The following is a 25,375-nucleotide window of genomic DNA, read 5'->3' on the forward strand; positions in this document are numbered from 1 at the left end:
AACCCCAGACCCCACAGGAGACCCCGCATGACCCGCACACCTGACCGCCGCCCCCGCAAGCTCGTCGCCGGGCTGCTCGCCTCGGCGCTGGCGCTCGCTCCCGTGCTGACCCCGATCCTGGCCACGCCCGCGCAGGCCTTCTTCGGCTTCGGGGGGCGCATCGTCTACGACCCGCGCAACCACGCCGAGAACATCCTCTCGGCCGCCCGCGCCATGGAGCAGATCAACAACCAGATCCTGCAGCTTCAGAACGAGGCGCAGATGCTGCTGAACGACGCGCTGAACCTCGCGAGCCTCCCGCATTCCTCGCTCGCCCGCCTGCAGGAGGCGGTCGCCGAGACGCAGCGCCTCCTGTCCGAGGCGGGCAGCCTCGCCTTCGACGTCGCCGCCATCGAACAGGCCTTCACGCAAGACTACGGTGCCGCCGCCGGGCGCGGCGACTTCGATGCGATGATCGCCGGGGCCCGCCAGCGCTGGGAGACCTCGGTCGCAGGCTTCGAGGATGCCCTGCGCGTTCAGGCGGGCGTCGTCGGCAACATCGAGGCTGCCCGCAGCCAGATGGAGGCGCTGGTCCGCGAGAGCCAGGGCGCGGTCGGCGCGCTGCAGGCCGCGCAGGCCGGGAACCAGCTCCTGGCGCTGCAGTCGGCGCAACTCGCGGACCTGACCGCCGCCATCGCCGCCCAGAACCGGGCGGTGGCGCTGGAGGCCGCGCGCGCCACCTCGGCGGAGGCGCAGGCCCGCGAGAACCTCGCCCGCTTCCTCGACTACGGCACCGGTTACACGCCCGGCACCGCCCGTATGTTCCGGAACTGAGGCGATGCAGTTCGGCGCGCCGCAGACCCTCAAGCTCATCGCCCTCGGCCTTGGCTTCGCGGCCGCACTGGCCGCGCTGGTGGAACTGAGCCGCAACGCGGGGCACGACCGCACCACCCCCGCGGCCGAGGCCGACCCGCTGCGCGCCACGCTCGAGCGCTGCCGCGACCTCGCGCCCGAGGACTACGCAAGCGCCGCCGACTGCCGCGCCGCCTGGGAGGAGTCTCGGCGACGCTTCTTCGGCCTGCCGCCTGCGCCCGAAGCCGGGCCGGGCGCAGGCCCGGCCGGGAGGGAGTGACCCCATGGGCGGCGTCGGTGTCATCGACCGGTTTCTCGAGGTCTTCGCCTCCTACATCGATTCCGGCTTCGGCCTGCTGGGTGGCGACGTCGCCTTCCTCGCCACCACGCTGATCGTCATCGACATCACGCTCGCCGCACTGTTCTGGGCCTGGGGTGCGGATGACGACATCATCGCGCGGCTGGTGAAGAAGACCCTCTTCGTCGGCGTCTTCGCCTTCCTGATCGGCAACTGGAACGACCTGGCCCGCATCGTCTTCGACAGCTTCGCGGGCCTCGGGCTTGTGGCCACCGGCGGCACCATTGGGGCAGGGGAACTGCTGCAGCCCGGCCGCATCGCGCAGGTCGGGCTCGAGGCCGGGCGGCCGATCCTCGACGCGATCGCAGGCCTCATGGGCTTCGTCGCCTTCTTCGAGAACTTCGTCCAGATCGCGATCCTGATGTTCGCCTGGGCGGTGGTGCTGCTCGCGTTCTTCATACTGTCGATCCAGCTCTTCGTCACGCTGATCGAGTTCAAGCTCGCCACGCTCGCGGGCTTCGTGCTGGTCCCCTTCGGCCTTTTCGGCAAGACCGCTTTCATGGCCGAGCGGGTGCTGGGCCTCGTCATCTCCTCGGGCGTCAAGGTGCTGGTGCTGGCCGTCATCGTCGGCATCGGTTCGACGATCTTCGGCGAGTTCACCGCAGGCTTTGCTGGCCCGCCGACGATCGAGGAGGCGATGTCGGTGGTCCTCGGCGCGCTGGCGCTGCTGGCCCTTGGCATCTTCGGCCCCGGCATCGCCAACGGCATCGTCTCGGGCGGCCCGCAGCTTGGCGCAGGTGCCGCCGTCGGCACCGGCCTCGCCGTCGGTGGCGCAGCGGTGGGTGGCGTTGCCGCCACGCGCATGGGTCTTGCCGCCGTGGGTTCTGCTGGCCGCGGCGCCACGGCGCTCGGCGCCGGTGGCGCGACCGCCTATCAACTGGGCGCAGCCAGCCGGGCCACGACCGCCGGTAGGGTGGCCGGTGGCACCGCCGCCATGGGCCGCGCTGGGGTCGTCACCGCGATCAACCCGCTACGCCGCGCGCTGTCCGAGAGCGCCCAGTCCGGCCGCAGCGCCGCCCATACCGCGCTCACCGGCGGCGGGCCATCCGCGGCCCCCGCCGGAGGCGGCCCGCCCGCCTGGGCCAAACGCATGAAGCGCCAGCAATCCCTCCATCACGGCCTTGCCACTACCGCCCATGCCCTCCGCTCGGGCGATCACGGCGGCGGCGGGGCCTCTGTCAGCCTGTCCGAGAGGTCCTGAGCCATGTTCCGACGCCCATCCCTGCGCTACGCCACCACCCCCGAACCCGTCACCCCCTACCAGAAGGCGGCCCAGGTCTGGGACGAGCGCATCGGTTCGGCCCGCCTGCAGGCCCGCAACTGGCGGCTGATGGCCATGGGCTGCCTCGCGCTCTCGGCCGGGCTCTCCGCCGCCCTCGTCTGGCAAGCGGCGCGCGGCACCGTGGTGCCTTACGTCGTCGAAGTCGACACTCTCGGCGCCGCGCAGGCCGTCGCCCCGGCGGTCGCGGACTTCCGCCCGACCGACCCACAGATCGCCTGGCATCTCGCCCGCTTCATCGAGAATGTCCGCCAGCTGCCCGCCGATCCGGTGGTGCTGCGCCAGAACTGGCTACGCGCCTATGACTTCGCGACCGACCGGGGCGCGGTGGCGCTCAACGACCATGCCCGCCGCGACGACCCCTTCGCCCGGGTCGGCGATACCCAGGTCTCGGTCGAGATCTCCAGCGTCATCCGGGCATCAGAGACGAGCTTCCGCATCGCCTGGATCGAACGCCGCTATGTCGGCGGCCAGCTCGCCGCGACCGAGCGCTGGACCGCGATCCTGACCGTGGTGATCCAGCCGCCCCGCACCGCCGAGCGCCTGCGCGCCAACCCGCTCGGCGTCTTCGTCCATGCCATCAACTGGTCGCGGGAGAGCGCGTCATGAAAGCCTCGCTGACCGTCCTCCTCCTCGCCGCCACCGCGCTCACCGCCTGCACCCGCGCCAACCTGCCCGAGATCGCCTATGACGACCGCGTGCCCACGCTGGCGCCGCCCCCGGCACCCGCTTTCGAGGCACCCCCGCGCCCCGTCCACATGCCGCCCGCCTGGACCCCGGCGCGCGGCGGCGATCCCGAGGCCACCACCACCGAGGCGCGCATCCTCGCCGCCAATGCCGCGGCCCGCGTCGAGCCCCGGCGCGAGGGTTACTACAACGCGCTGCAGGTCTTCCCCTGGTCCGAGGGCGCGCTTTACCAGATCCACGCCGCACCGGGGCAGATCACCAGCATCGCGCTGGAGCCCGGCGAGCGGCTGACCGGCCCGGGTCCCATCGCCGCCGGTGACACCGCGCGCTGGATCATCGGCGACACCACCAGCGGCGCGGGCCGGACCGCCCGGGTGCATATCCTCGTCAAGCCCACACGGCCCGGCATCTTCACCAACCTCGTCGTCAACACCGACCGGCGGACCTATCACCTCGAACTGCGCGCCAGCGACGAGGTCTGGATGCCCGCCGTCGCCTGGGCCTATCCCGACACCCCCGCCATGGCCCGCCCGCTCCTGCCGCGCCCGCCCGCGATCCCGCCCGAGGCCGACCGGCGCTACCGCTACGCGCTCTCGGGCGCCAACCCGCCCTGGCGTCCGGTCTCGGCCTTCGATGACGGGCGCCGGGTCTACATCGTCTTCCCGCCTGGGATCGCGCAGGGCGAGATGCCGCCCCTCTTCGTGATCGGCCCCGATGGCGGGCCCGAGATCGCCAATACCCGCGTGCGCGGCAATGTGCTGATCGTCGACCGGCTCTTCGCCGCCGCCGAGCTGCGCCTCGGCACCGGGCGGCAGGAGGTGGTGCGCATCGCGCGCACCGATGGTCGACCGCCCGCGCCACGCCACGCCCCCCAAGCCGAGGAGCAGGGCCGATGACCACCCCCGACCGCCCACAGACCGAGGCCGAGATCGCCCGGGAACTCCGCCTGCGTCCCGATCCGCCCCGTGTGATGCGCCTGTCGCGCAAGGCCATCGCGCTCGCCACCGCCCTTGGCGGGCTGGGGCTCGGCGCGATCCTGATCGTCGCCCTGCAGGACCGCCGTGGCCCCGACACGCAGACCGAGCTCTTCTCGACCGAGCGCATCCCCACCGCCGAGGGCCTCACCCGGCTGCCCGGCTCCTATGCCGACATTCCCCGTCTCGGCCCGCCGCTGCCCGGCTATCTCGGCCGCCCCACCGTCGCGGCGCAGGACCGCGGCGTCGCCGTGCCCACCAGCCCGGTGATGACCGGCCCCGCGCCCGTCGACCCCGACGAACAGCGCCGCCTGCAGGAGATCGAGGCCGCCCGCCTCAGCGGCCTCTTCGCCGATGCGCAGACCGTCCCGCGCGGCGGCGCACCTGCCGCCCCGCCACCCGCCGCACTGGGGATGTTCCCGACGCTGTCCGCCGGTGCCGGCGCTCCCGATTCCGTGGCCGAACGCGAGGCCTTCCTGATCCGCTCGACCGGCCGCGACCCCGTCAGTGCCGAGCGTCTCGCCCCGCCGCCCAGCCCCTACATCCTGCAGGCGGGCAGCGTCATCCCGGCTGCGCTCATCACCGGCCTGCGCTCCGACCTCCCCGGCCAGATCGCCGCCCAGGTCACCGCCCCGGTCTACGACAGCCCGTCCGGCCGCTATCTGCTGATCCCGCAGGGCGCGCGCCTGCTCGGCGAATACGACAGCCGCATCGCCGCCGGACAGACCCGCCTCCTGCTGGTCTGGACCCGCCTCATCCTGCCCGACGGCCGCTCCATCGCCCTGACCCGCGAGCCCGGCGCCGATGCCTCCGGCGCCGCCGGCCTCGAGGACCGCGTCGACAACCATTGGCGCCGCATCCTCCTGGCCGCGGGCCTTGCCACGCTCCTTAACCTCGGCCTTGAACGGAGCAGCGACAGCGAAGACGACGTCGCCCGCGCCATCCGCGAGGCTGCGCAGGACACCATCGGCCGCACCGGCGACGAGATCGTCCGCCGCCAACTCGCCGTCCCCCCGACCCTGACCATCCGCCCGGGCTTCCCCGTCCGGGTCGTGGTGACCCAGGACCTGATCCTCGAGCCGCTCGGAGAAGTCCGATGACGAAACTCAAACTCGGCGCCATTCCAGACGACAAGCCCGTCAAGCTCACCGTCGACCTGCCCGCTGACGTCCACCGCGACCTCACCGCCTACGCCGAGGCCCTTTCCGCCCAGACCGGCCAGCAACTCGACCCCGCCCGTCTCGTGGCACCCATGCTCGCGCGGTTCATGGCGACGGACCGGGGGTTCGCGAGGGTACGGTCTGGAGGCGGCAAAACATGAGATTGAAGGCAACTTCTACTTGCGTGCAGAGACGCTTCTTCGCGCGGAACAGTAGCAGGTCGCTGAAATAGTCTGGCGGCAGTATATATTTACCCGTCGATCGCTCTTGGGGCCCGTAGCCTCGGGATGCGTGATTGATCTCGGCTGCGCCCGCGGCGTCAGGCGGCGTCCAGTTTCGGAACCCTTGCGAGGTTGCAGGCGGCAATCGTAAAGGCGAAGCGTGCCTGACGCGGTCGAGGCCGCGGTAAACGGTCTGGGTCATGCCGCCGACGCTCTTGGCCCAGCCGAATGGCTCCTCCTGAGCTAGTGCTCTCCACTTTTTCGAACAAGTCCACTTGCGCCGTTCCTTGGCCGCGGGTGAAGTTCAGGCATCGACACCATCGTTCGAAGCCGAAATCCCACAACGTCAGGCCAGAGCCATGTTGCCGACCGCACCCTTCTCGGGGGATGCTTCTTTCCTTGGCGACCGGCCGCCGATACCATTGCAATCGAAATGAAAATTCAAGATGGGGACGTCGGTATGAAGGTGTGTCGCTTGAATGTCGCAAATTTTCGCGGGGTCAAGTCGGCGACCATACTGCTTCCAAAGCACGCAGTGCTGATCGGAGACAATAATACTGGAAAAACGACACTTCTGGAGGCTCTTGACCTCGTGCTGGGGCCTGATCGTCTGAACCGCCAGCCCCCTATTGATGAGCATGATTTCTTCCAAGGCAAGTACCTTGCAAAGGTCGCTGATACAGGTGGTGAAGTGGCAGACGACGAAGGCGCTGAAGCGCCGCCGGACGCTGCCAAGCCGGAGCCAGTAGGGGAGGGTGGCGCGGGCGAGGCAGAGGCGGCCGCCGCCGCAGATGCGCCGCGCATTGAGATCGAAGTGGCCATTGCCGATCTGACCGAGGAACAGAAGGCCAAGTTCGGGGACTACACCGAGTTCTGGGATGCTGCGACGGACACCTTCTATGACGAGGCGGATCCAGCAGGCGTCGATGCAGCGCATATCACCGAGGCGCTCCGGGTCACCTTTCTCGGCTGGTACGACTCGGAGGAGGACGACTTCGAGGGGAAGACCTACTTCACCAGAAGCCTCACAGAGAGCGACACCCCCATTCCGTTCTCCAAGAAGGACAAGCAAATCTGCGGATTCCTGTACCTGCGCTCGCTACGTACCGGCTCCCGCGCGCTGAGCCTGGAAAGGGGAAGTTTGCTCGACATTATCCTGCGCTTGAAAGAGGTCAGGCCGCAGATGTGGGAGGACACCATCACCACGCTTGCCGATTACTCGGTTGCCAGCGACCCTGAGCTTGGCATCTCCGGCGTGCTGCAGAGCATCAACACTGCACTGAAGAAGTACGTCCCAAAAGAATGGGGGATCGAGCCTCACCTCAAGGTGTCCAATCTCACCAGAGAACACCTGCGGAAGGTCATCACTGCGTTCATCGCCACGGGCGAGGGGAGCCATGCGGCGCCGTTCTATCGGCAGGGCACGGGCACCATCAACATGCTCGTGCTGGCCATGCTGTCCCAGATCGCTGAGGACAAGCAGAACGTCATTTTCGCGATGGAGGACCCGGAGACCGCCATCCCACCCTATGCCCAGAAGCGGATCGTTCACGAGATCCGCAAGTTGGCGTCTCAAACCATTTTCACCTCGCATTCGCCCTATGTCCTGGAGGAATTCGCACTCGACGAGACCGTCGTATTGGGGCGGGATGACAACGGTGTTCTGGTCAAGCGGGCCGTCGCCTTGCCCGATAGCGTCAAGCCGAAACGCTATCGGCAGGAGTTCCGGACCCGTTTCTGTGAAGGCTTGCTCGCGCGTCGCATTCTCGTCGCCGAAGGGGCGACCGAGGCGGCGACGTTTCCGGTTGTGTGCCGCCGGTTATCAGAACTGAAGCCCGACACCTATTCCTCGCTGGAGGCTCTTGGCATCTGTACCATCGACGCCGGCAGCCAGAACAGCATTCCCGACATAGCCAAGCTCTACCGCGAGCTCGGCAAGCGTGTCTTCGCCATCTGCGACAAGCAGGACGCGGCAAATCAGGCGCTCATAGAGGCCCAGGTCGAGCTGCTGTTGATGCACAAAGAGAAAGGTTTTGAGGACCTCGTCCTGAAGAACACGACCGAGGACGCCGTCAGGCGGTTCGCCAAGCTCATCGACTGGCCGCCGCACCTTACGGCCAAGTACCCGGACGTGGAGGCATCGGCCGCTATCGCAATCAGAGACTACTTCGGCTGGACGAAGGCAAACTGGGGAATCGCCGACTTCCTCGCACAATGTAGCGAGGCAGAGATACCTGCTTGGCTTCGTGAGGCATGTATCGCCGTCAAGGACATCTGTACGCCCGCTCCCGCCGCCGCGGAGGGTGGCGAAGCGCCGATCGAGCCGGGAGCCGGTGAGGATGGAACTGACTGAGAAGCAACGTCAGATATTGGCGGCCGAAGGCCACCTCCTCGTCACAGGAGGGCCGGGCTCCGGCAAGACCACGGTCTCCATTCTCAAGGCCGCGCAGATTGCCGATCAGCATTTGCGGCCGGGGCAGAAAGTTTTGTTCCTCAGCTTCGCCCGCGCGACCGTCTCCCGTGTCGTCGAGGCCATCGAGTACGAACAGCAAATCCCCCGCGAGCAGAAACGGCGGATTGACGTCGAGACCTACCACTCTTTTTTCTATCGCATCTTGAAGGCGCACGGCTACCTGGTGGGTCTGCCGCGGCGTATCGATATTCTGACGCCGCCGAGCGAGGCGATTGCCCTATCGGCCATCCGCAGCGGATATGCCGCCGCGTCGAAGCTGACCGAGGCGCAGAAGGCCGAGAAGGCGGCGGCAGTAGAGGCTAAGCGGCTACGACTGGCCCGCGAAGACGGCGACATCTGCTTCGACCTTTTTGCGCCGTATGTCGGTGACATCCTTCATGGCAGCGAGCGCATCCGCAGGCTGCTGGCCACCATGTACCCCGTCATCATCCTCGACGAGTTTCAGGACACCAGTACGGACCAATGGCGTGTCGTCCGGGCGCTCGGAGAGTTCACCACGCTTATCGCGCTCGCCGACCCTGAGCAGCGCATCTACGACTGGATTGGCGCCGATCCGGAGCGCCTTGACCACTTTAGGGCCGCGTTTGCGCCGACCGAAGTGGACCTCAGCACCGACAACCATCGCAGCGCGGGCACTGACATCGGGGTCTTCGGCAATGACATCCTCAAGGGCAAGTTCCGCCAGGAGCCGTATGTGGGCGTGCAAATCTACGTTTATCCGCCCAATACCGATCAGGCGTTCTCCGGGCTTGTAACCACGACCTACAAGGCGCGGAAGCGGCTTGTTGATGCCGGGATGAAGGAATGGTCGCTGGCCATCCTCGTACCGACGAAGAAGATGACCCGCTTGGTATCAGACGCGTTCCGGTCGCCGCCGGGCGGGATGACCGAGATTCCCCATTCGGCGGTTGTCGAATTGGAAGCCGCGATCCTCGGCGCCGAGGTTATCGCTTTGCTCATGCAGCCGGATACGGATGGCTCTCACTTCGAGCGGTTCATCGCCCTGATACGCAACTATTTCCATGGCAAGGGCGGTGACACACCGACCAATGCCGCTCTGCACGAGGCTGCCAATATCCAGAAAGCCTACGGCGAACACATTGCCTGTCTTGCCGCCGGCAAAGCGCTCCGAAAGAACAGTATCCTGGTCGCCATGCTCGGCGTCTATGGTCAAGCACAAAAGCTCGCGCTCACCGGTGATCCGGACAAGGACTGGCGAGCCATGCGGCGTCTTCTGGAGGAAGGTTCCTGTCCGCGGTTGAAAGAGATTGCTCAGGAAGTGCGGAGTATCCGACTTCTTGAGCGGGGCACCCAACTCCGTCAGGCGCTTTCTCAAGACTGGCGGGACAACGGCGCCTATCGCAACGCGCTGACGATCATTCGGCAGGCGTTTGTCCAGGAGCATTTTGCCACACACGCTAAGCCCGAGACTGGCGTCGTGGTGATGAATATGCATAAGGCCAAGGGTAAGCAGTTCGACGAAGTGATCATCTTCGAGGGTTGGCCGATCAACCGAAAAGGCCAGCCACCCTACAACGCCGACCGGATCGTACGCTTCAATTCCCGCGACGAGATCGATGACCAGGCGCGACAGAATCTTCGGGTGAGTGTGACGCGAGGCAAGCGGCGCACGACGATCTTGACCCCGAAAAGCGACCCCTGCGTTCTCCTGTTGGGCGATGACTAGGGGAACGTCTTCCCCTGCCTGCAAGCGCCTGCGGCGTTCTCCGTCACCCCTTCAAGTAGGTGCAGCCCCCCGCAACGCCCCCGAAGTCGCCGCACCGTGGGCCACGTACTACCACCCTGTGCGGCGGCAGCGGCCGGTCCCTCGGGCGATGGTGATCCTTCGGTCGCCCTCGGCGTGACGCCACCTTTTTGCTGACTTCTTCCGACCGCGCCGTGCTTAACGACCTGCGCCAAGTTGTTCTGTGGGTAATTATCTTATATTTATCAGGCCCTTGTAGTTCGGTAGGCAGGGGCAATGGAGCGCGCGCTCTATGCCGATCAGGGCGACAATGGCGTCGCCGTGCTCTTGCGGGATTCGCATGCGGCCTTCACGGAGGGCGAGGTAGATGGCCTTGGCTATTTCAGCATCGCCAAGGCTGCGCCGCGCTGCCGGATGTTGAAGCAGGTCGAGGGTCCAGCCCGGCTCTTCGCCGCCCATGCGGGTGACAGCTTGGGCGCGCCCCTTTCTCTCGTCGATGACCGCACGGAGGTCTCGCCGGGCGGCGACGGCAATCGTGGCGGCTTCGCCGTCGTCGAGGGATGACGCGCCAGAGGTTAGGGCGGCGAAAAGCTCGTACTCGTCGTCCGTCATGGCGACGATTTCGATCGTTCCCTTTCCTGCGAGGCCGTGCAGGAATCTGTGGTCGCCGTTCCTCCGGCCCGTCTCGTTGTCGAGCTCGTCCGCAACGGCTTGCGTGACCACGATGGCGTTAGGAAGCGCCATCAGTATCCGCTCACCGAAGGTGCAGGCGTGGAGGTTGATCAGGACGCTCGTGTCGAGGACCAGCGGCCTCGATTCATCAGCCAAGGAGCTTGAGAAGGTCATCCGTCACGCTTTCCTCAAGCTCGATTTGGTCGATGAGCCCGCGCACCTCCACACGGCGCAGTTTCAAAAGCTCCGCCAACTGGCCTTCCGACATCAGGCCACGTTTCCACGCGGCATGAGCCATCAGGCTCAAGCGGTGCGACACTTGGCGGTTGGCATCGTCCTTCGCCGGGTCAGGCCGCATCGCGGCCGCCCCAAGCACCTCGCGCGCCTGTTCGTCCTTGATGCCGCCGTTCCGCTTGAACCACTCCCACGTGCCCTTCCTGACGAGGTCCAGTTCCTCCAGCCGCCGGACAGCTGCCTCACGAGACAGATTGTGCTGGTGCGCGAGCAGGATCACATGGCGCCTGGTCAGTTTGTCCGCTCCGGCGGTCAGCTGACGAAAGCTCTCCTTGAAGCTCTTCCACGGCGTCAGGAACGCGCGGCCGAAGGCGTTCGCATACCGTTCGTCCCGTGACAGGAATTGCTCATTGTCTTCGAGCACTTCCGGAACACGGCGCGTGCCGAAAAAGTGGCCCACCTCATGGGCCGCCGACTGAATACGCCGCTCCAGCGGGTGATTGGCGTTCAGCAGAATGCAGGCCCCAACGGCATCGTCAAAGGTGAATAGGCCCGCAACCTTCGACTTGGACGAAAGTCGCCGCTGATAGAGGCGTATTCCCAGATCGAGCTCGATGACCGAGAAAATGTCCGTGATTGGACCGGAGCCCAGCCCCAGCCAGTCGCGCAGTTCCTGCGCATGTTTCTCCGCAAGCTCCAGAACATCCCCCTCGTTGATGCCGCGCTCAGGGGGATAGTGACGGCGACGCTCGACGCCGAGCACGTTCTCCAGCTCCACCTCGGCTTTGACGAGGTCATTCAGTAACTGGATGGCTTCGAGCGTGTGATCGTCCTCGGTCTCCCGTAGTTTGCGGAAGCGGGGGATCAGGTCCGTATGCACGGCCTCGCGCCGCAAGATCGCATTCACTGATACCCCATAGTGACGCGCAAGGGCCTGAAGCTCTTGAATGCGAACCCGGCGCGTGCCCTTCTCGATGGAGACCAGCGTCGGCCGCGACATGCCGATGACGTGTGCGGCCTCATCCTGTCGGATATCGGCGTTCTCGCGAGCCAATCGGAGGCGGCGACCGATTTCTTGAGCGCTCAGTTCATTCAGATCGGCCATTGCGTCCTCCCTCCGTCCAGCTTCTCAGGAAGCTTTCTTCTCCTTGTGCGGCCATGAAGGCGCGCCATTCCTTCGCGTGAGCCACCAGCAAGGTCCTCAACCTTCCCAGTGTTTGCGCCTCCGGCTCGCCCGTGGCCTGAGCGATCTCGAAGGCATGGCGTCTCAGACGCTCATCGGGCAGCGCGGCCATGTCCGCGAGCTGTTGCAGGTGCCGCGCGCCGACGCTGCCGTACTCGACCATCGTGCTGCTCAGGCGCACTTGTCCTTTCGGGAGCGCCATCGAGAACTCGGGCACGGTGAGGTCGGCGATGACATAGGTATCCGCAGGCTCCGTGATGCCCGCCGCATGCATGCTCATGCGACGGAGCAGGCAGGCGGCGCACAATCCGCACTGGCGAAGCCGACCCCCAGTCTTTGCGTTCCATCGCTGCTGCCAGCACGACCGCGTCTCGAACAACTCGTCGACCTGCTCGTTTGTCGACCGGCGGTACGCTTCGACCGTCTCGCCCTTCGTCGCCCAGAGACGCGGCTGTTCGTAGCGAACGGCGTGCCCCAGCACCGCCTTGATGAACCGCTCCATTTTCCGGAAGTACGTCGGATGATTGCGGTAATCTGCATAGACGTTGTGCAGCGGCAGAAGCACCGGTCCGAGCGCGCCTTGGCCGCTTTCAGGAACGACGATCCGCTCCAACCCCGTCAGGTGCGCGGCGATGGCCGTGATCGCCGCGAACTTGAAGCCCCGAGAACGGACGCTGCTTTCGCGCGACGACGGCACATGAACCTTGAACGGGATCTGATCGAAAGGCTCGTCGCCCTTCTTGAGGGCTTGCTTGTTCTTCGTCACCCGCACGCATACCGCCGCCCCTATGCCCCCTGACAGCTTCGCCACGCAGCGTGAGTCCAGCCCGTCTGAGTAGGCGATGATGAACTGCCGATCGGTTCCGAAGCCAAGCGAGCGCTGGCGCGCGCCGACAATGGGCGCGCCCTCCCACTTCACGAAGGAAATCTCCCAGGCATCCCCGGTCAGGTGGCGCAAGGCGCCGTGGAGCCGGTCCGCGACGTCCTTTCGGCGCCAAATCTCAAGCTCCGATACCGGAACAGTTATGCGCAGGTTTCGCGACCACTTGCCGATGCGGCGTCCGCACCGGCGGTCCGCGTACTCGACCGCAGCGCTCACCACGAGCAGATCGTAGTGGATCGGCTTCCAGCCCTCATAGTTGTAGGTGTCCAGCGCATCGGCCTCAAAGACGATGTCTTTGTCGATCTCGGCGGTATGGCAGTGCTTTTGCCCACGCCGATTGGCCTTTCGGCCCTGTTCGACAACGTGCAGGGTTAAGCCATAGGGCCGTTCTTCTGGTCGTTCGATCTTCACAAACCGGGTCCTTCATCTAGACCTTCTTTTCTTGCAGTCGCAGCTTTGAACGCGTTCTTGTCGCCTTCTCGAATGGCCGCACACACGTCCCGACTGTTGACAGCGTCAAAGGCGTCGTTCGTTTTGCCGATCGCACGCTGGCAAGCCTCGCGGCTCATTTCGCCGGTATCGCGGAGCCGGATGCATTCTTCTTCGAAGCGGTTGCGTGCTTCACCGACCTCTTCCTTTACAGCAGCGTCAAGCGCGCGGTCGAGGGCCTCTTCGGGAGGGGTGCCGTCGGCGATCCGATACAGCAACTCCTTCTCCAACGTGTCGAGGAAGGGGGTCTTCTCGTGCGCGTCGAAGGCTTCTTCGATCTTGGCGCGCGGGTCGAAGTCCAACTGCGGTTGCTGCGTGTAGGCTTCCAACTCTTGCACCGCGGCGCAGTTTTCTTTGGTCACCAGGTGCCGAACAAGGCCATCAGTTGCCAGCAGGCCGCATTCGGCCTTCGAGCTGGCGTCGTTCTGGACGGCATCAGCGAGCCGCTTCCAGCCGCTTCCCAGCTTCAGATTCCGGAACGGTCCATCGGTCATGGGAGCCTCCTGTGCCCGCACTATTCGCAGAAAAGACTGACAAAGTCAAGAAACCAAGAAAAATAGCTGACATGCATGGCCGCAGTGTCGGGGGAGGCCTCCTCCCCGCTTCAGGCTGCCAGCCGTCTTCCGCTACCCCCTCTGCAGGGCTGTGCCCCGCAACGCCGCCATCGCCGCCACATCTGGACACGCGTTGACGCTGCCCGATGCGGCGGCAGCGGACGGCCCGATAGATCAGAAATGATCCGGACGGAGCGGTATCCGTGACCTTCGTGTCACCTCCTGTGTGATTATTCGGCCTTTTCTTGAAGGGCTCCGGCCGCTCGCAGTGGCAGTCCTCTAGTGCCTGAACGGGTGTTCGACCCTAGAGGGCAGCTTGCGGAAGCTGGGTGTTTTAGGGGTGCACATAGCCAAAACTGATCCAACCGGGTGATGACGCTGCCGGCGAGCCTTGCCCGAACCTTTGCCGACATGCGGCGCTTCGCACTGGCTCCAAAATCGCTGGATCTGGGCCGGGTGGCGATGAGCCTCGCCTGGCATGGGCGTCATCAGGACCCGCCGCGACACGTCTGGCTCTGCAGCCTGATCGTTACAGCAGCTTCCGAAATCCGTCGCCACTTAGGTCTCAGGCTCGGGCGCAGTGGCAGGCATCGAGGTTTTGTCGCGGCGATGGGTCCTCCAAGGAATAGCGGTGCGCGCCCAGACACGCCACCGCCACGTTAAACGGCACCATGTCGGCAGCAACTCGCCGATCTCCAATGACAGATCGCCAGACATTCTGGGCAATGCGTTGAACTCGGGAGGAGGGCAAACTAGCCCATCCGACAAATTACCTCCGGAGGGCACTGACGATGTGACCGCCGCCGGACAGAAACGATGTGCCGAGGTGGGTCTATGTGGATCCACAAAGAGGAGCGGGCACGTCATCAGAGCCGCTTGACACCTGATCTCACATTTCTGCATGGTAAGTACTCGTCAGTACCAAAGCGGAGTGCACCCCGTGCCTGCCGTCCTCACAGCCTTCGCCGACTCCCCTGATCGCGGCCGCGCGCTGGCGCGCGATTTCCGCGTCCGGTGGGCGTTGGAGGAACTTGGACAAACCTGTGACGTCCGGCTCGTCGGCTTTCCCGAACTGAAGACGCCGGTGTATCGGGCCCTACAGCCCTTCGGCCAGATTCCCGCATGGCAGGAGGACGGGCTTGACCTCTTCGAGTCAGGAGCGATCGTCCTGCACCTCGCGCAGCAGTATCCGGGCCTCCTTCCCGACGACAGGGCCGGTCATGCCCGCGCCACGGCTTGGCTCTTTGCCGCGCTTGACACTGTCGAGCCGCCGATCTGGGACTGGGACCTTGCGCGTATGGTCGAACGGCACCAGCCCTGGCATGCCGAACGGCAGCCGATGCTGGAGGCGCGCATTCACACGCGGCTTCAGGAGCTTTCCCAATGGCTCGGGTCCAAAGACTGGCTGGAAGGGACGTTTTCTCTCGGCGACCTCATGATGGTCACCGTCCTCCGTCGCCTGAACGGATCCAGGTTATTGGACAAACATGCGCCCCTGGCGAGATATGTCGCGCGCGGGGAGGCGCGACCAGCTTTCGTGAGGGCCTACGAGGCCCAAAAAGCGGTCTTTGATGCCTCGACCGTGATGATGACCGGAAAGGGACCCGCAAAATGACCGAGGTTCCGAATGAGGGCATCATCTGCCTGCCGCCCGGCGCAGGCCGACGCTATGCGATGGGTAGGCTGACCGCCATCTTCAAGGCCGATGGGGTGGAGACGGGCGAGCAGTACTCGGCCTCGGAGTGGCATCTTGATCCCGGCCAGCCAGGCGTTGGCGCGCATCGGCACGAAGCGAACGACGAGATCTTCCTCATCCTCGATGGCTGCCCAGATTTCCTGTTGGAAGAAACCTGGACCGCCTGCCCGGCGGGGACCTTCCTCAGGATCCCGGCGGGCGTCCTGCATGATTTCCGAAACGCCGGACGAGCACCCGCCCGGTTCTTCAGCATGTTTCTTGGTGATGGATTCGAGCGCAACATGCCCGGCATTGTGAACTGGTTCGCAGCGCGCGAGCCGACTGTTTGACGCTCTCTGGCCAGAAAAACTGTACTTTCGGTCGCGGCGAGAAGCCCCCTTCTTCTAGGACCCCCAAAATGCTCGACGCTCTTGTTTCCCCGGCACTTCTTGCCTTCTTTGTTGCGGCCGCTTCGCCCGGCCCGGCAACCCTTGCCGTGTCGACCACCGCCATGGCACGGGGTGCGCGCGCCGCCGTCCTGATGGGCGTCGGGCTCGCCATCGGGCTTGCTTTCTGGGGTCTCATCGCAGCGGCCGGGCTTGGCGCACTTCTGGTCCAGTCCTCTGTCGCGCTGACTGTGCTGCGCTGGTTCGGCGGCGCCTATCTCTTGTGGCTCGCCTGGCAATCGGCCCGTAGCGCGGTGATGCCCGAGCCGGAGGCCGTGGATGTTCCAACAATCGCGGATAGCCGAATCCTGATCCGCGGCCTTGTGCTCAACCTCAGCAACCCAAAGGCCGTGCTGGCATGGATCTCGGTCCTCGCGCTTGGCGTGGGCTCTTCCGACGACCCTTCGCGTCTTGCCATTACCACTTCCCTTTGCGGGGTACTCGGCTTGGTCATCTACCTTGCCTATGCAGTCCTATTCTCGCAGGCTCCGGTCCGGTCAGGCTATCGGAAGGCACGACGGGGCATCGATGGTGTGGCCGCGGCGTTCTTCGGCTATTCCGGGCTCAAGCTGGTCTTCACACGTTCGGAAGCGGCTTGACCGCTTCTCCAAAGCAGCGCAGCGCACGAGTGACACGGACACAGTGTGACGACCGGCAAGCTCAGATCGCGATCTCGTAGTGCCAGACCTCAAGCGGGACAGGTCCGTCAGGGGTGCCCAGTCGGATCGTCACAACACCCGCCAGCGTCCATCCCGCCTTTTCGTAGAACCGCGCGGCCCGATGGTTGCCGATCGCGCAGGCGAGCCAAGCATGCCGATGTCCCGCTTGCCGGATTTGGTCAAGCGCGGCCGAGACCAAACGAAGGGCCGTGCTGGTCCCGCGCGCTGTCCGCGCGACGTAGAGTTGGTCGAGTTCATCCTGCTTGACCATCGCGAAGCCGACAGGCCGTCCCCTCGAAACTGCGACGCTGGTCATGCCGAGCTCGTCAATCAGCCTTTGTCGGAAACCCTGCAGGGTCCTCAGGCGACCCAGTTCCGGCGGCAGTAGCCCGTCATGCGCATCGGTCCAGCCTTCCATCCAGATGTGCGCCAGCACCTCGACGTCTTCGGCAATCGCGTTGCGGACAGCCACCCGCTCAGCCGCCGGATGATTAGCCTCGCCTCGTGCCCCGGGGATCGATGGCCCGCGCAGGAATTGCTGGCCTCGTGGGCTGAGCCGATATCCCACATCGAGGCTTTCCGTCAGCCCGAGGTCCTTCAGGCGCCGCATTCGGCGCTTCAGCAAGCCCTTCTCGACTCCGACCATTCTGGCCAGTTCACCAGCCGGGATGCCAGTATGCTGGTGTACAAGCCGCAAGTAGGTGTCGGTCCATCTCGGGCCCCGGCCTCGTCGGTCCAACTCGCGCAGCGTGTCGCGGATCAGACTAACCGCTTGCACGTCGAGGATATCGCTCAAGGCCAAGCCTTTGCGAGAGTCCTCTCGGTCCAGCCGAAACCCGATTCGATAGAGCTGGCCGTCGCCAGCGGAAAGCGCTGCCAATGCCTCGTCCCGATCCGTGAAGCCTGCCGCCCGCGCGTCCGTATCGGTGATCTTCTCCGGGGTCGTTACCTCAACGACCTTGATCGCCAGCTCACCAACAGGTGTCCGCAGCCGCCCGCCGGACTTCACCGTTGGTCGTCGCCAACGGCGGAATGCGACAGTGACCTCGCCCGCCGCGATCCGGTTCAGAATCCTCTGCTTGAAAAGCATTTATCCCTCAGGTGACGATGAGCGCACAGCTATTCCGATGGCGTCCTCACGCACGCTCCGTGCCATAGGCCGCCAGGAACACCTCCACCGCCGCATCTGCGTAGACTGCGTGGCGCGAGGTATCCGTGACCGAGCCAGCATCGAACATTGCCCGGTTCATCGGGATCGACAGGATGAGCCAGTTGAACTGCTCAGCGGCCAGGAGGGGGTCTTCCATCCGCAGATAGCCGCGCTCCTGCAACCGCGTGAACGAAGCGGCCAGCTTCTCGTGACCGCGTTTCGGGGCGGCGTCATACCAGGCCTTGGCGACATCGGGAAAGCGGTCCACCTCGGCGATAATCCTTCGGCGGATCCGCATGATGTCGGGTTGGATGATGTCGTGCAGATGCTGGCGGGCGAAGATGTGCAGATCGCGCCGAAGGCTATTGGATTCGGCCAGCGCGTCGAAGCTCTCGGCTCCCTGGTTTTCGGCGGCCGCAATCAGGCTCAGGAGCGCCTCGCGGACAAGCTCATCCTTGTCGGCGAAGTGGCGATAGATCGTCTGCTTGGACACCGCAGACACGGCCGCGATCTCGTCCGTGTTTGTCCCGGCGTAGCCATTCTCAAGGTAGAGCTGCAGCGTTGCGTTGAGGATCGCCCGACGGACTTCGTAGGGGTGGGGGCGCTGCTGTCGCTTGGCTGTCTGCGCCAAAGGTTGGCTCCTCTCTGGTACTTGACAGTACTTGTCTGACTTGATTAGTTCGGTACTCAAGAGTACTTAATGGAGCGAGCCGTGTCCAGATCATCCATGACGACGTCCCGGGACGGAACGCAGATTGCGTTTGAGTGCATCGGAACCGGTCCTGCGCTGATCCTCATCGAACCGGCCGGGCACTACCGGGGCCTCAGCGCCTTCGACGACCTGGTGCCACTTCTGACCGCGGACTTCACCGTCTGCCGCTACGATCGCCGCGGACGTGGGGAAAGCGGCGACACGCCACCTTACGCGCCGGACCGGGAGGTCGAGGATCTTGCGGCGCTGGTCGATGCCATCGGCGGGATCGTCTTTGCCTACGGCTATTCCTCTGGCGCGCTTCTGGCGCTTCACGCCGCCGCGCGGGGCGTTCCGTTTGGTGGTCTTGTCCTCATGGAGCCTCCATTGCAGGACGGTGCACAGGAGGGGCCTGATCCGCTGACGAGGGAACTGGCCGATCTGGTCCGCGCCGGCCGCAACGCGGATGCGGTGGCGCATTTCCACGCGGCCATCGGCGTGCCGGATGAAATGGTGGCGGGGATGCGAGGCACGGACCGTTGGACGCGAATGGTCGGCATCGCGCCGACCCTGGTCTACGATTGCTGTCTATCCGACGCGATGGGTCCGGATGTGCTTGCTGCCGTATCGGTGCCGACTCTGATCCTCGACAGTGAAGGAAGCAGTGACGACCTGACCGGGTCGGCTGCAACGGCCGCGCGTCTGATCCCCGGCGCTGGTCACAAGAGCCTGCCTGGCGAATGGCACGTTGTGGCACCAGACCTGATCGCGCGCGAGATCAAGGCGCGCCTCACCCCCCTTGCGACGGCCGCTTCCTGATGCCTACCACTGCGAAGCCGAGGCCAGGTCCATGAACGTTCTTGCCACGACACTTTCTCTTGTCGTCGGTGACCCCGTCGCGTCCGCCAGGTTCCTTGCGGCGCATTTCGGGTTCCGTGAAGTGCTAGCCTTTGACGGCGGCGCGGCGGTCGAGCATCCGGGCGGCGGCCCGACACTCTTCTTCCTGCGCGAAGGGCTTGCCACGCTCGACCCCGCGCAGAGGCACGTGCTGGCGCAAGGTATCACCTTGGCCCTCACCGTCGCCGACATCGAAGCCGAGGTCGCAAGACTGCGATCGGACGGTGTCCAGCCAGCCTCTGACATCCGACAAGACGACTGGGGCGAACGCTATGTCCAGATCGCCGACCCGAACGGCCTGATCGTGCAGCTTGTCCAGTGGGTTGGAGAGCGGCCGTACTGACCCTGCCGCCATAGCATCGGCAACCAACCAACCTGCATGAGGAGCGTTATGGTCGAACAGACCTTCATCCGTGTGCGGGGTGCCCGTGAGAACAATCTTAAGGGCGTCTCGCTCGACATCCCGAAAGGGCGGATCACCGTCTTCACCGGTGTCTCCGGCTCTGGCAAGTCGTCCCTTGTCTTCGGAACCATAGCCGCCGAAAGCCAGAGGCTGATCAACGAAACCTACCCTGCCTTCGTCCAGCAGTTCCTGCCCAGATACGGGCAACCGGACGTGGATCTTCTGGAGAACATTTCGGCGGCGATCATCGTCGACCAGCAGCGCCTGGGCGGGAACGCCCGGTCGAGCGTGGCCACGGTCACCGACACGGCACAGATGCTGCGCGTGCTCTTTTCACGGCTAGCCGAACCGCGGCTTGGGCTGCCCGGTGCCTACAGCACGAACGACCCGCGCGGGATGTGCCCGGCGTGCGAGGGCATGGGACGGGTCGCTTCGATGGACATGTCAGCGGTAATCGACGAGGGCCGCTCGCTGAACAATGGCGCCTTGCTGCCAAGGGATTTCGCTGTCGACAGCTGGTGGTGGGAGGTCTACCGCAACTCCGGCCTGTTCAACATGGACAAGCCGCTGTCGCAATTCACCGAGACCGAGCGGCATGACCTCTTGCACCTCGACGACGGGCGCAAGGTCAAGGTCGGCAAGATCGCCCTGACCTACGAGGGGGTGATCGTAAAGCTCACGCGGGGACTGGGATCGAAGGATCCCGAAACGCTGCAGCCGCATGTGCGGGCCGAATATGACCGCATCTTCACCCGCGCGATCTGCCCTGACTGCGACGGCACCAGGCTGAATGCCGCTACCCGGGGCAGCCGGATCGCAGGGCATAACATCGCCGAATTGTCGGCAATGCAGGTCTCTGACCTGGTCGAGGTGGTGCGAGCCATCGACGCGCCGACTGTGAAGCCTCTCCTCAGGTCGCTGACTGCGCGGCTGGAAAGCGTGGTTGCCATCGGGCTCGGTTATCTCAGCCTCGACCGTGAAAGTGCCACGCTCTCGGGCGGCGAATCCCAGCGGATCAAGTTGGTACGCCATCTCGGGTCATCGCTGACCGACATCACCTATGTATTCGATGAACCGTCGGTTGGGCTGCATCCGCACGATGTGGGACGGCTGGCGAGACTGATGCGGCAGCTCTGCGACAAGGGCAACACCGTCCTGATTGTGGAACACAAGCCTGACATGATCGCCGTCGCGGATCATGTCGTCGACATGGGCCCGATGGCCGGGTCGAAAGGCGGCGAGGTCGTCTATCAGGGTGACCTTGCCGGGCTGCGGACAGCCGGCACGCTGACGGGCGTCCACCTTGCTCGGCATCAGCCCCTGAAGAAAGACCTGCGCTGCAAGACCGGCGAGCTGTGGATCAGGAATGCCCGGGCCAACAATCTTCGCGACCTCACGGTGGCGATACCGCAGGGTGTGCTGACGGTCGTTGCTGGGGTGGCGGGGTCGGGAAAGTCGTCGCTGATTCAGACCTGCCTTCCCCAAGCCTATCCGGAGGCGATCATCATCGACCAGAGCCTCGCACGCGGATCGCGACGGTCGAACACTGCGACCTGGACCGGCATCCTCGACCCGATCCGCAAAGCCTTCGCCAAGGCGAATGATGTCGCCCCTGCGCTCTTTTCGGCCAACAGCAAGGGCGCGTGCCCGGACTGCTCGGGGTTGGGCGTGATCTTCACCGATCTCGCGCATCTCGATCCGATGGTCACCACCTGCGAAACCTGCGAAGGCAAACGGTTCCTGCCCGACGTGCTTGATCTTCGCCTGCGCGGCCAATCCATCGCGGACGTCTTTGACATGAGTGTCGAGACCGCCGCCGAGTTCTTCACCGAACCCGCTGTCGCCCGAACCCTTGCGCGTCTGGTCGACGTGGGCCTCGGCTACCTGACACTTGGTCAACCCCTTTCGACGCTGTCGGGCGGCGAACGCCAAAGGCTGAAGCTGGCAGCTGAACTGGGAAAGTCCGGCAATATCTATGTCCTGGACGAGCCGACCTCGGGTCTGCATCTGCATGACGTGGAAACGCTGATCGGTCTCTTCGACCGTATGGTCGATGCCGGCTCCACGGTCGTGGTCATTGAACACAACCTTGATGTCATTGCCCGCGCGGATTGGGTCATCGAACTTGGACCCGGTGCGGGACATGACGGCGGACGTTTGGTGTTCGAGGGTTCGCCGGGCGAACTCATCGGTCACCCAGCATCGCTCACCGGCAAGTATCTTGCCAAGCAGCAACAGTCAGGAGATGGGGTGCCATGACCTACGTCGACGGTTTCGTGAGCGCGGTTCCCACCGCCAACAAGGAGGCCTACCGGCGTCATGCCGAGAGGGTTGGCGCCGTGTTCAGGGACTACGGCGCACTATCAGTTGTTGAGTGCTGGGGCGATGACGTGCCCGAGGGGGACATCACCTCTCTGCACAAAGCCGTGCTTCGTAAAGAGCATGAGACGATCTGCCTTTCCTGGGTGACATGGCCGGACAAGCAGACTCGGGACGAAGCGCTGATGAAGGTATTCACCGATCCTCGAATGCGCGCCGGCCAGGGTGGGGCCCCCTACGATGGCAAGCGCCTGATCCGTGGGGGATTTGAGGTCTTGACCACGAGTTAAATCGATATCGGGCTTGAGAAGCCCAAACAGGAGTACCCCCGAAGGATCTCGACCAACTGCTGGTCGAGCCCGCAAGGGGAAGGCTCAGAGATGGCAGCGTGCTTGTACGCGGACAGCTAGAAATTGGAAAAGACGATGGACTTTCGGGTTGCTTTTGACTTCGAGATCGAATTCTCGAACGGCGGCGGACTTAAGGGTTGGGATTTCCGCCTCGATATTGAAGGCGATTCAATCTCAGACGCGGAACTCTCTGACTACATCGTGCAGGATCTCCGGCTGCTCATGGTTGGAAGCGTCAAGATTCTCAACAAGCGGATACTGCAGGAACGCCACAAGCGTGCAGCGGCGGCCGTCAAGCCAGTGTTGCGAGTGCCTGAGTCCAAAAAATCGGGCATCATCGACCTGAGCCCGGTTGTACGAGACGGGCAAGCCACGTACCCCGGCCTGCCGGCACCTTCATTCAAGGATTTCCTGAGCCACGAGGACTCACGTGGCCGATATGTTGATGGTGTCACGTTTCAAATTGGACGCATTGAGATGATGGCCAATTCCGGGACTTCTCTAGACGCGCCTTACCATAGATTTCCCGATGCAGATGATGTCGCTTCATTCCCGCTCTCAAGGGTGGTTGATCTGGACGGAGTCGTTGTTCGCTTGAACGGAATGAGGAGTCGACCAATTGAGCCACAGGCTCTGATGGCGGTCTCTTCGCAGTTTGCGGGTCGGGCGGTGCTTATCGAAACTGGGTTCTCTTCCAGATGGGGAACACCGAGCTATTTCGTAAACCATCCGTTTCTGACAGCTGGTGCCGCGACATATTTGCGCGATCAGGGAGTTGTTCTTGTTGGGATCGACAGCCTCAATGTGGACGATACGGATGACCCTTCGCGTCCGGCTCACTCCATCTTGCTCGCGGCAAACATTCCGGTCGTTGAAAGCTTGGTGGACCTCCAAAAGCTTCCGTCGTCAGGCTTCCGCTTTTCTGCGGCACCAGTTCGTGCAGAAGGGATGGGGGCGTTTCCAGTCAGAGCTTGGGCGCGAATTTCCGGCTAGAGAAAATTGCACATGGCAGCCCTAGCAGGCCGCTGAAATAGTCCTGCCTCGACTGGATCTGCAGAACATGATTCATCCTCCGCAGGTTTGGGCGGGGGCGATGATGCGTGGATCGGACGAGACGAGCGGGTCGCTGTTCAGCTATGTCGATCTGGAGGCGCGGATCCCTGCTCGGCATCCGCTGCGCAAGATCCGGCAGGTGGTGAACGACGCGCTTGTCAGCCTCGATGCCGATTTCGAGGCTCTTTACACCGACTTCGGACGCCCCTCGATCCCGCCGGAACGGCTGATCCGGGCGAGCCTGATCCAGATCCTGTTTTCGGTCCGGTCCGAGCGGCAGCTGATGGAGCAGATGGAATACAACCTGCTGTTCCGGTGGTTCGTGGGGCTGGGGATCGACGATCCGGTTTGGGTCCCCACGGTCTTCAGCAAGAACCGGGACCGGCTGCTGACGACCGACATGTCGCGCAAGGTGATGGCGGCGATCCTGGCCCACCGTGAGGTCGCGCCGCTCTTGTCGGACGACCACTTCTCGGTCGACGGCACGCTGGTGAAGGCCTGGGCATCCATCAAGAGTTTCCAGCCGAAGGCCTCCGTCACGCCGTCCGATGACGACCCGGGCGACCCGCCCGGACCCGACAGCCCCGCCGAAGACCCCCCCGAACAGACCCCTAGCGATACCGTCCCGATGCTCCGCCCCGACCGCCAGTCCCGCAATGCCGAAGTCAACTTCCGGGGCGAGAAGCGGTCGAACGCGACGCATGTCTCGACGACCGATCCCGACGCGCGGCTCTACAAGAAGTCGCCCGGCACCGGCGCGATGCTGTGCTTCATCGGCCATGCGCTGATGGAGAACCGCAGCGGCTTGATCGTGCAGGCCGATCTCACCCGAGCCTGTGGCCATGCTGAGCGCCGGGCTGCCCTGTCCATGATCCACGCCCATTCCCCGGGCTCCACCCGCCAACTGACGCTCGGCGCGGACCGGGGTTACGACAGCGCGGGCTTCGTGCGTGACCTACGAGAGGCCTGCGTCACACCGCATGTCGCGCGGAAATCCCGGCATTCGGCGATCGACGGCCGCACGACCCGGCACGAAGGCTACGCCCTGTCGCAGAAGCATCGCAAGCGGATCGAGGAGCCTTTCGGCTGGGGAAAGACCGTCGGCGGACTTGCCCAGACTGTCTACCGCGGCGTCGAACGGGTCGGCGCCCACTACGTCCTGACGATGGCCGCCAGCAACCTCGCTCGGCTGCCAAGGTTGCTGGGCGCGTGACCGACAGCGGGCAACCGGATCACGACGCCCGCGGCTCAGACCGGCGTCCACGGCCCTGCCAACCACCCAAGATCGGGAAACCGTTCCGGTTCGGCCACTAAATCAGCACCCTGCTAGGTGTTCCATCCTGGATGATCACATAGACCCTCGGCGGTCTTCGCTGTTCATGGCAAGGTTGATCTTGCGCGAGGTTCGGGAGGGGGTGCGAGCATGCTGATCTCTCAGCACAAGCAGGCGACCACGACGCCGAAGATCCGTGCCGCGATCCAGGCGAGCACAGAGCCGGCGTGGATGGTGGCCGAGCGCTACGGGATCTCCGAGCAGACGGTCTGGACTGAGCCGCGTGCGCGCCACCGGTTCGAGCGCCGCGGCGAAGGCGGAGCCGCGACGACTTCCACGACTGGAGCCACACGCCACATCGCTTGCAGACTACGTTGACGCCGCCCAAGGAGGCCGTCATGGTGGCGCTGCGCAAGGCGCTTCTCCTGCCGCTCGACGACCTGCTCGCGGTCGTGCGTGCGTTCCTCAATTTGCACGTATTGCGCTCAGTCCTTGTCCGCTGCCTTCGGCGCCATGGGGTGGGCAACCTACAGGCACCGAAGCCCCGGAGGCCGAAGCCCGCGCACGGCAGCGTTACGGCCTACGAGCCGGGTTACCCCCTCGTCGACATTGGACCTGTCACGGTCTGATGCTGCCGCCCAGGCCCGCGCGACGGGTTGAATCAAGCTGCCACATCGACAAGCAAGTTGAGACGGTTGCAGGCCCCCGCAACCACTTCTGTCATAATTCGCTAGAAATCGAAGTGTAACAACAGCT

At 64.5% G+C, this 25,375-nt stretch carries 24 protein-coding genes and 2 pseudogenes; 19 read left to right on the forward strand and 7 right to left on the reverse strand.

Features of this window, described 5'->3' with window-relative positions; genetic code table 11:
* Window positions 1-27: 27 nt before the first annotated feature.
* From trbJ to V7050_RS04245, 7 genes are read left to right on the forward strand one after another with little or no spacing between them, the layout of a single operon-like run.
* Window positions 28-813, forward strand: a complete 786-nt coding sequence (trbJ, locus tag V7050_RS04215; RefSeq protein WP_324410262.1) for a P-type conjugative transfer protein TrbJ — start codon at window positions 28-30, stop codon at window positions 811-813.
* A 4-nt stretch (window positions 814-817) separates the two neighbouring features.
* Window positions 818-1,111, forward strand: coding sequence for a putative entry exclusion protein TrbK-alt (gene trbK-alt / locus V7050_RS04220; protein WP_324410264.1), 294 nt, complete (start codon window positions 818-820; stop codon window positions 1,109-1,111).
* Between the two features lie 4 nt (window positions 1,112-1,115).
* Window positions 1,116-2,390: a P-type conjugative transfer protein TrbL gene (trbL, locus tag V7050_RS04225; protein ID WP_324410266.1), complete on the forward strand. Its 1,275-nt coding sequence runs from the start codon at window positions 1,116-1,118 to the stop codon at window positions 2,388-2,390.
* Window positions 2,391-2,393: 3 nt separating this feature from the next.
* The gene (trbF, locus tag V7050_RS04230; protein ID WP_324410268.1) at window positions 2,394-3,077 is read left to right on the forward strand and encodes a conjugal transfer protein TrbF; all 684 of its coding nucleotides are present in this window, start codon (window positions 2,394-2,396) and stop codon (window positions 3,075-3,077) included.
* Window positions 3,074-4,051, forward strand: a complete 978-nt coding sequence (trbG, locus tag V7050_RS04235) for a P-type conjugative transfer protein TrbG (protein WP_324410270.1) — start codon at window positions 3,074-3,076, stop codon at window positions 4,049-4,051. The genes trbF and trbG overlap by 4 nt, the downstream gene beginning before the upstream one ends.
* The gene (locus tag V7050_RS04240) at window positions 4,048-5,229 is read left to right on the forward strand and encodes a TrbI/VirB10 family protein (protein WP_324410273.1); all 1,182 of its coding nucleotides are present in this window, start codon (window positions 4,048-4,050) and stop codon (window positions 5,227-5,229) included. The genes trbG and V7050_RS04240 overlap by 4 nt, the downstream gene beginning before the upstream one ends.
* Window positions 5,226-5,450, forward strand: a complete 225-nt coding sequence (locus tag V7050_RS04245) for a DUF2274 domain-containing protein (protein ID WP_324410275.1) — start codon at window positions 5,226-5,228, stop codon at window positions 5,448-5,450. The genes V7050_RS04240 and V7050_RS04245 overlap by 4 nt, the downstream gene beginning before the upstream one ends.
* A 158-nt stretch (window positions 5,451-5,608) precedes the next feature.
* Here the strand turns inward: V7050_RS04245 and V7050_RS04250 are convergent.
* Window positions 5,609-5,748, reverse strand: a pseudogene (locus V7050_RS04250) (IS5/IS1182 family transposase); the annotation flags it as partial.
* 195 nt (window positions 5,749-5,943) lie between these two features.
* Between V7050_RS04250 and V7050_RS04255 the strand changes: the two are divergent.
* The gene (locus V7050_RS04255) at window positions 5,944-7,863 is read left to right on the forward strand and encodes an ATP-dependent nuclease (protein WP_324410277.1); all 1,920 of its coding nucleotides are present in this window, start codon (window positions 5,944-5,946) and stop codon (window positions 7,861-7,863) included.
* Complete coding sequence (locus tag V7050_RS04260; RefSeq protein ID WP_324410279.1) at window positions 7,850-9,670, forward strand: ATP-dependent helicase; 1,821 nt, start codon at window positions 7,850-7,852, stop codon at window positions 9,668-9,670. The genes V7050_RS04255 and V7050_RS04260 overlap by 14 nt, the downstream gene beginning before the upstream one ends.
* Window positions 9,671-9,919: 249 nt before the next feature.
* On the opposite strand, the gene V7050_RS04265 is transcribed toward V7050_RS04260, so the two are convergent.
* From V7050_RS04265 to V7050_RS04280, 4 genes are read right to left on the reverse strand one after another with little or no spacing between them, the layout of a single operon-like run.
* Entirely contained in the window at window positions 9,920-10,534 is a 615-nt protein-coding gene (locus V7050_RS04265; RefSeq protein WP_324410281.1) for a hypothetical protein, read from the reverse strand.
* On the reverse strand, window positions 10,509-11,699 hold the full coding sequence (locus V7050_RS04270) for an XRE family transcriptional regulator (RefSeq protein ID WP_324410283.1): 1,191 nt from the start codon (window positions 11,697-11,699) through the stop codon (window positions 10,509-10,511). Before V7050_RS04270 ends, V7050_RS04265 begins: the two co-directional genes overlap by 26 nt.
* Complete coding sequence (locus V7050_RS04275) at window positions 11,683-13,071, reverse strand: hypothetical protein (RefSeq protein ID WP_324410284.1); 1,389 nt, start codon at window positions 13,069-13,071, stop codon at window positions 11,683-11,685. The genes V7050_RS04270 and V7050_RS04275 overlap by 17 nt, the downstream gene beginning before the upstream one ends.
* Window positions 13,068-13,643: a hypothetical protein gene (locus V7050_RS04280; RefSeq protein ID WP_324410287.1), complete on the reverse strand. Its 576-nt coding sequence runs from the start codon at window positions 13,641-13,643 to the stop codon at window positions 13,068-13,070. The genes V7050_RS04275 and V7050_RS04280 overlap by 4 nt, the downstream gene beginning before the upstream one ends.
* A 1,000-nt stretch (window positions 13,644-14,643) precedes the next feature.
* Between V7050_RS04280 and V7050_RS04285 the strand changes: the two genes are divergently transcribed.
* From V7050_RS04285 to V7050_RS04295, 3 genes are all read left to right on the forward strand, one after another.
* Entirely contained in the window at window positions 14,644-15,318 is a 675-nt protein-coding gene (locus V7050_RS04285; protein ID WP_324410289.1) for a glutathione S-transferase family protein, read from the forward strand.
* Window positions 15,315-15,728, forward strand: a complete 414-nt coding sequence (locus tag V7050_RS04290; protein ID WP_324410290.1) for a cupin domain-containing protein — start codon at window positions 15,315-15,317, stop codon at window positions 15,726-15,728. Before V7050_RS04285 ends, V7050_RS04290 begins: the two co-directional genes overlap by 4 nt.
* A 68-nt stretch (window positions 15,729-15,796) precedes the next feature.
* Window positions 15,797-16,423 (forward strand): LysE family translocator, encoded by a 627-nt coding sequence (locus tag V7050_RS04295; RefSeq protein WP_324410292.1) that lies wholly within the window; start codon window positions 15,797-15,799, stop codon window positions 16,421-16,423.
* Between the two features lie 61 nt (window positions 16,424-16,484).
* On the opposite strand, the gene V7050_RS04300 is transcribed toward V7050_RS04295, so the two are convergent.
* Both V7050_RS04300 and V7050_RS04305 read right to left on the reverse strand, forming a co-directional pair.
* Window positions 16,485-17,573 carry a GNAT family N-acetyltransferase gene (locus V7050_RS04300; protein WP_324410294.1) on the reverse strand — a complete coding sequence of 363 codons (1,089 nt, stop codon included), beginning with the start codon at window positions 17,571-17,573 and terminating at the stop codon, window positions 16,485-16,487.
* A 46-nt stretch (window positions 17,574-17,619) separates the two neighbouring features.
* Window positions 17,620-18,264 carry a TetR/AcrR family transcriptional regulator gene (locus V7050_RS04305; RefSeq protein WP_324410296.1) on the reverse strand — a complete coding sequence of 215 codons (645 nt, stop codon included), beginning with the start codon at window positions 18,262-18,264 and terminating at the stop codon, window positions 17,620-17,622.
* A 96-nt stretch (window positions 18,265-18,360) separates the two neighbouring features.
* On the opposite strand from V7050_RS04305, the gene V7050_RS04310 reads away from it, so the two are divergent.
* From V7050_RS04310 to V7050_RS21000, 7 genes and pseudogenes are all read left to right on the forward strand, one after another.
* Window positions 18,361-19,143 (forward strand): alpha/beta fold hydrolase, encoded by a 783-nt coding sequence (locus tag V7050_RS04310; RefSeq protein WP_324410298.1) that lies wholly within the window; start codon window positions 18,361-18,363, stop codon window positions 19,141-19,143.
* A gap of 31 nt (window positions 19,144-19,174) precedes the next feature.
* Window positions 19,175-19,564 carry a VOC family protein gene (locus tag V7050_RS04315; RefSeq protein WP_324410300.1) on the forward strand — a complete coding sequence of 130 codons (390 nt, stop codon included), beginning with the start codon at window positions 19,175-19,177 and terminating at the stop codon, window positions 19,562-19,564.
* Window positions 19,565-19,612: 48 nt separating this feature from the next.
* Window positions 19,613-21,883, forward strand: a complete 2,271-nt coding sequence (locus V7050_RS04320) for an excinuclease ABC subunit UvrA (protein ID WP_324410302.1) — start codon at window positions 19,613-19,615, stop codon at window positions 21,881-21,883.
* Window positions 21,880-22,233, forward strand: coding sequence for a DUF1428 domain-containing protein (locus tag V7050_RS04325; RefSeq protein WP_324410304.1), 354 nt, complete (start codon window positions 21,880-21,882; stop codon window positions 22,231-22,233). The genes V7050_RS04320 and V7050_RS04325 overlap by 4 nt, the downstream gene beginning before the upstream one ends.
* A gap of 123 nt (window positions 22,234-22,356) precedes the next feature.
* On the forward strand, window positions 22,357-23,286 hold the full coding sequence (locus V7050_RS04330; RefSeq protein WP_324410306.1) for a cyclase family protein: 930 nt from the start codon (window positions 22,357-22,359) through the stop codon (window positions 23,284-23,286).
* A gap of 103 nt (window positions 23,287-23,389) precedes the next feature.
* A complete protein-coding gene (locus V7050_RS04335; protein ID WP_324410310.1) occupies window positions 23,390-24,559 on the forward strand; it encodes an IS5 family transposase in 1,170 nt (389 codons plus the stop codon).
* Window positions 24,560-24,769: 210 nt separating this feature from the next.
* Window positions 24,770-25,230: pseudogene (locus tag V7050_RS21000) on the forward strand (IS481 family transposase); the annotation flags it as partial.
* Between the last annotated feature and the right edge of the window lie 145 nt (window positions 25,231-25,375).

It is taken from the genome of Amaricoccus sp. (genome assembly GCF_036846665.1).
GTDB lineage: Bacteria > Pseudomonadota > Alphaproteobacteria > Rhodobacterales > Rhodobacteraceae > Amaricoccus.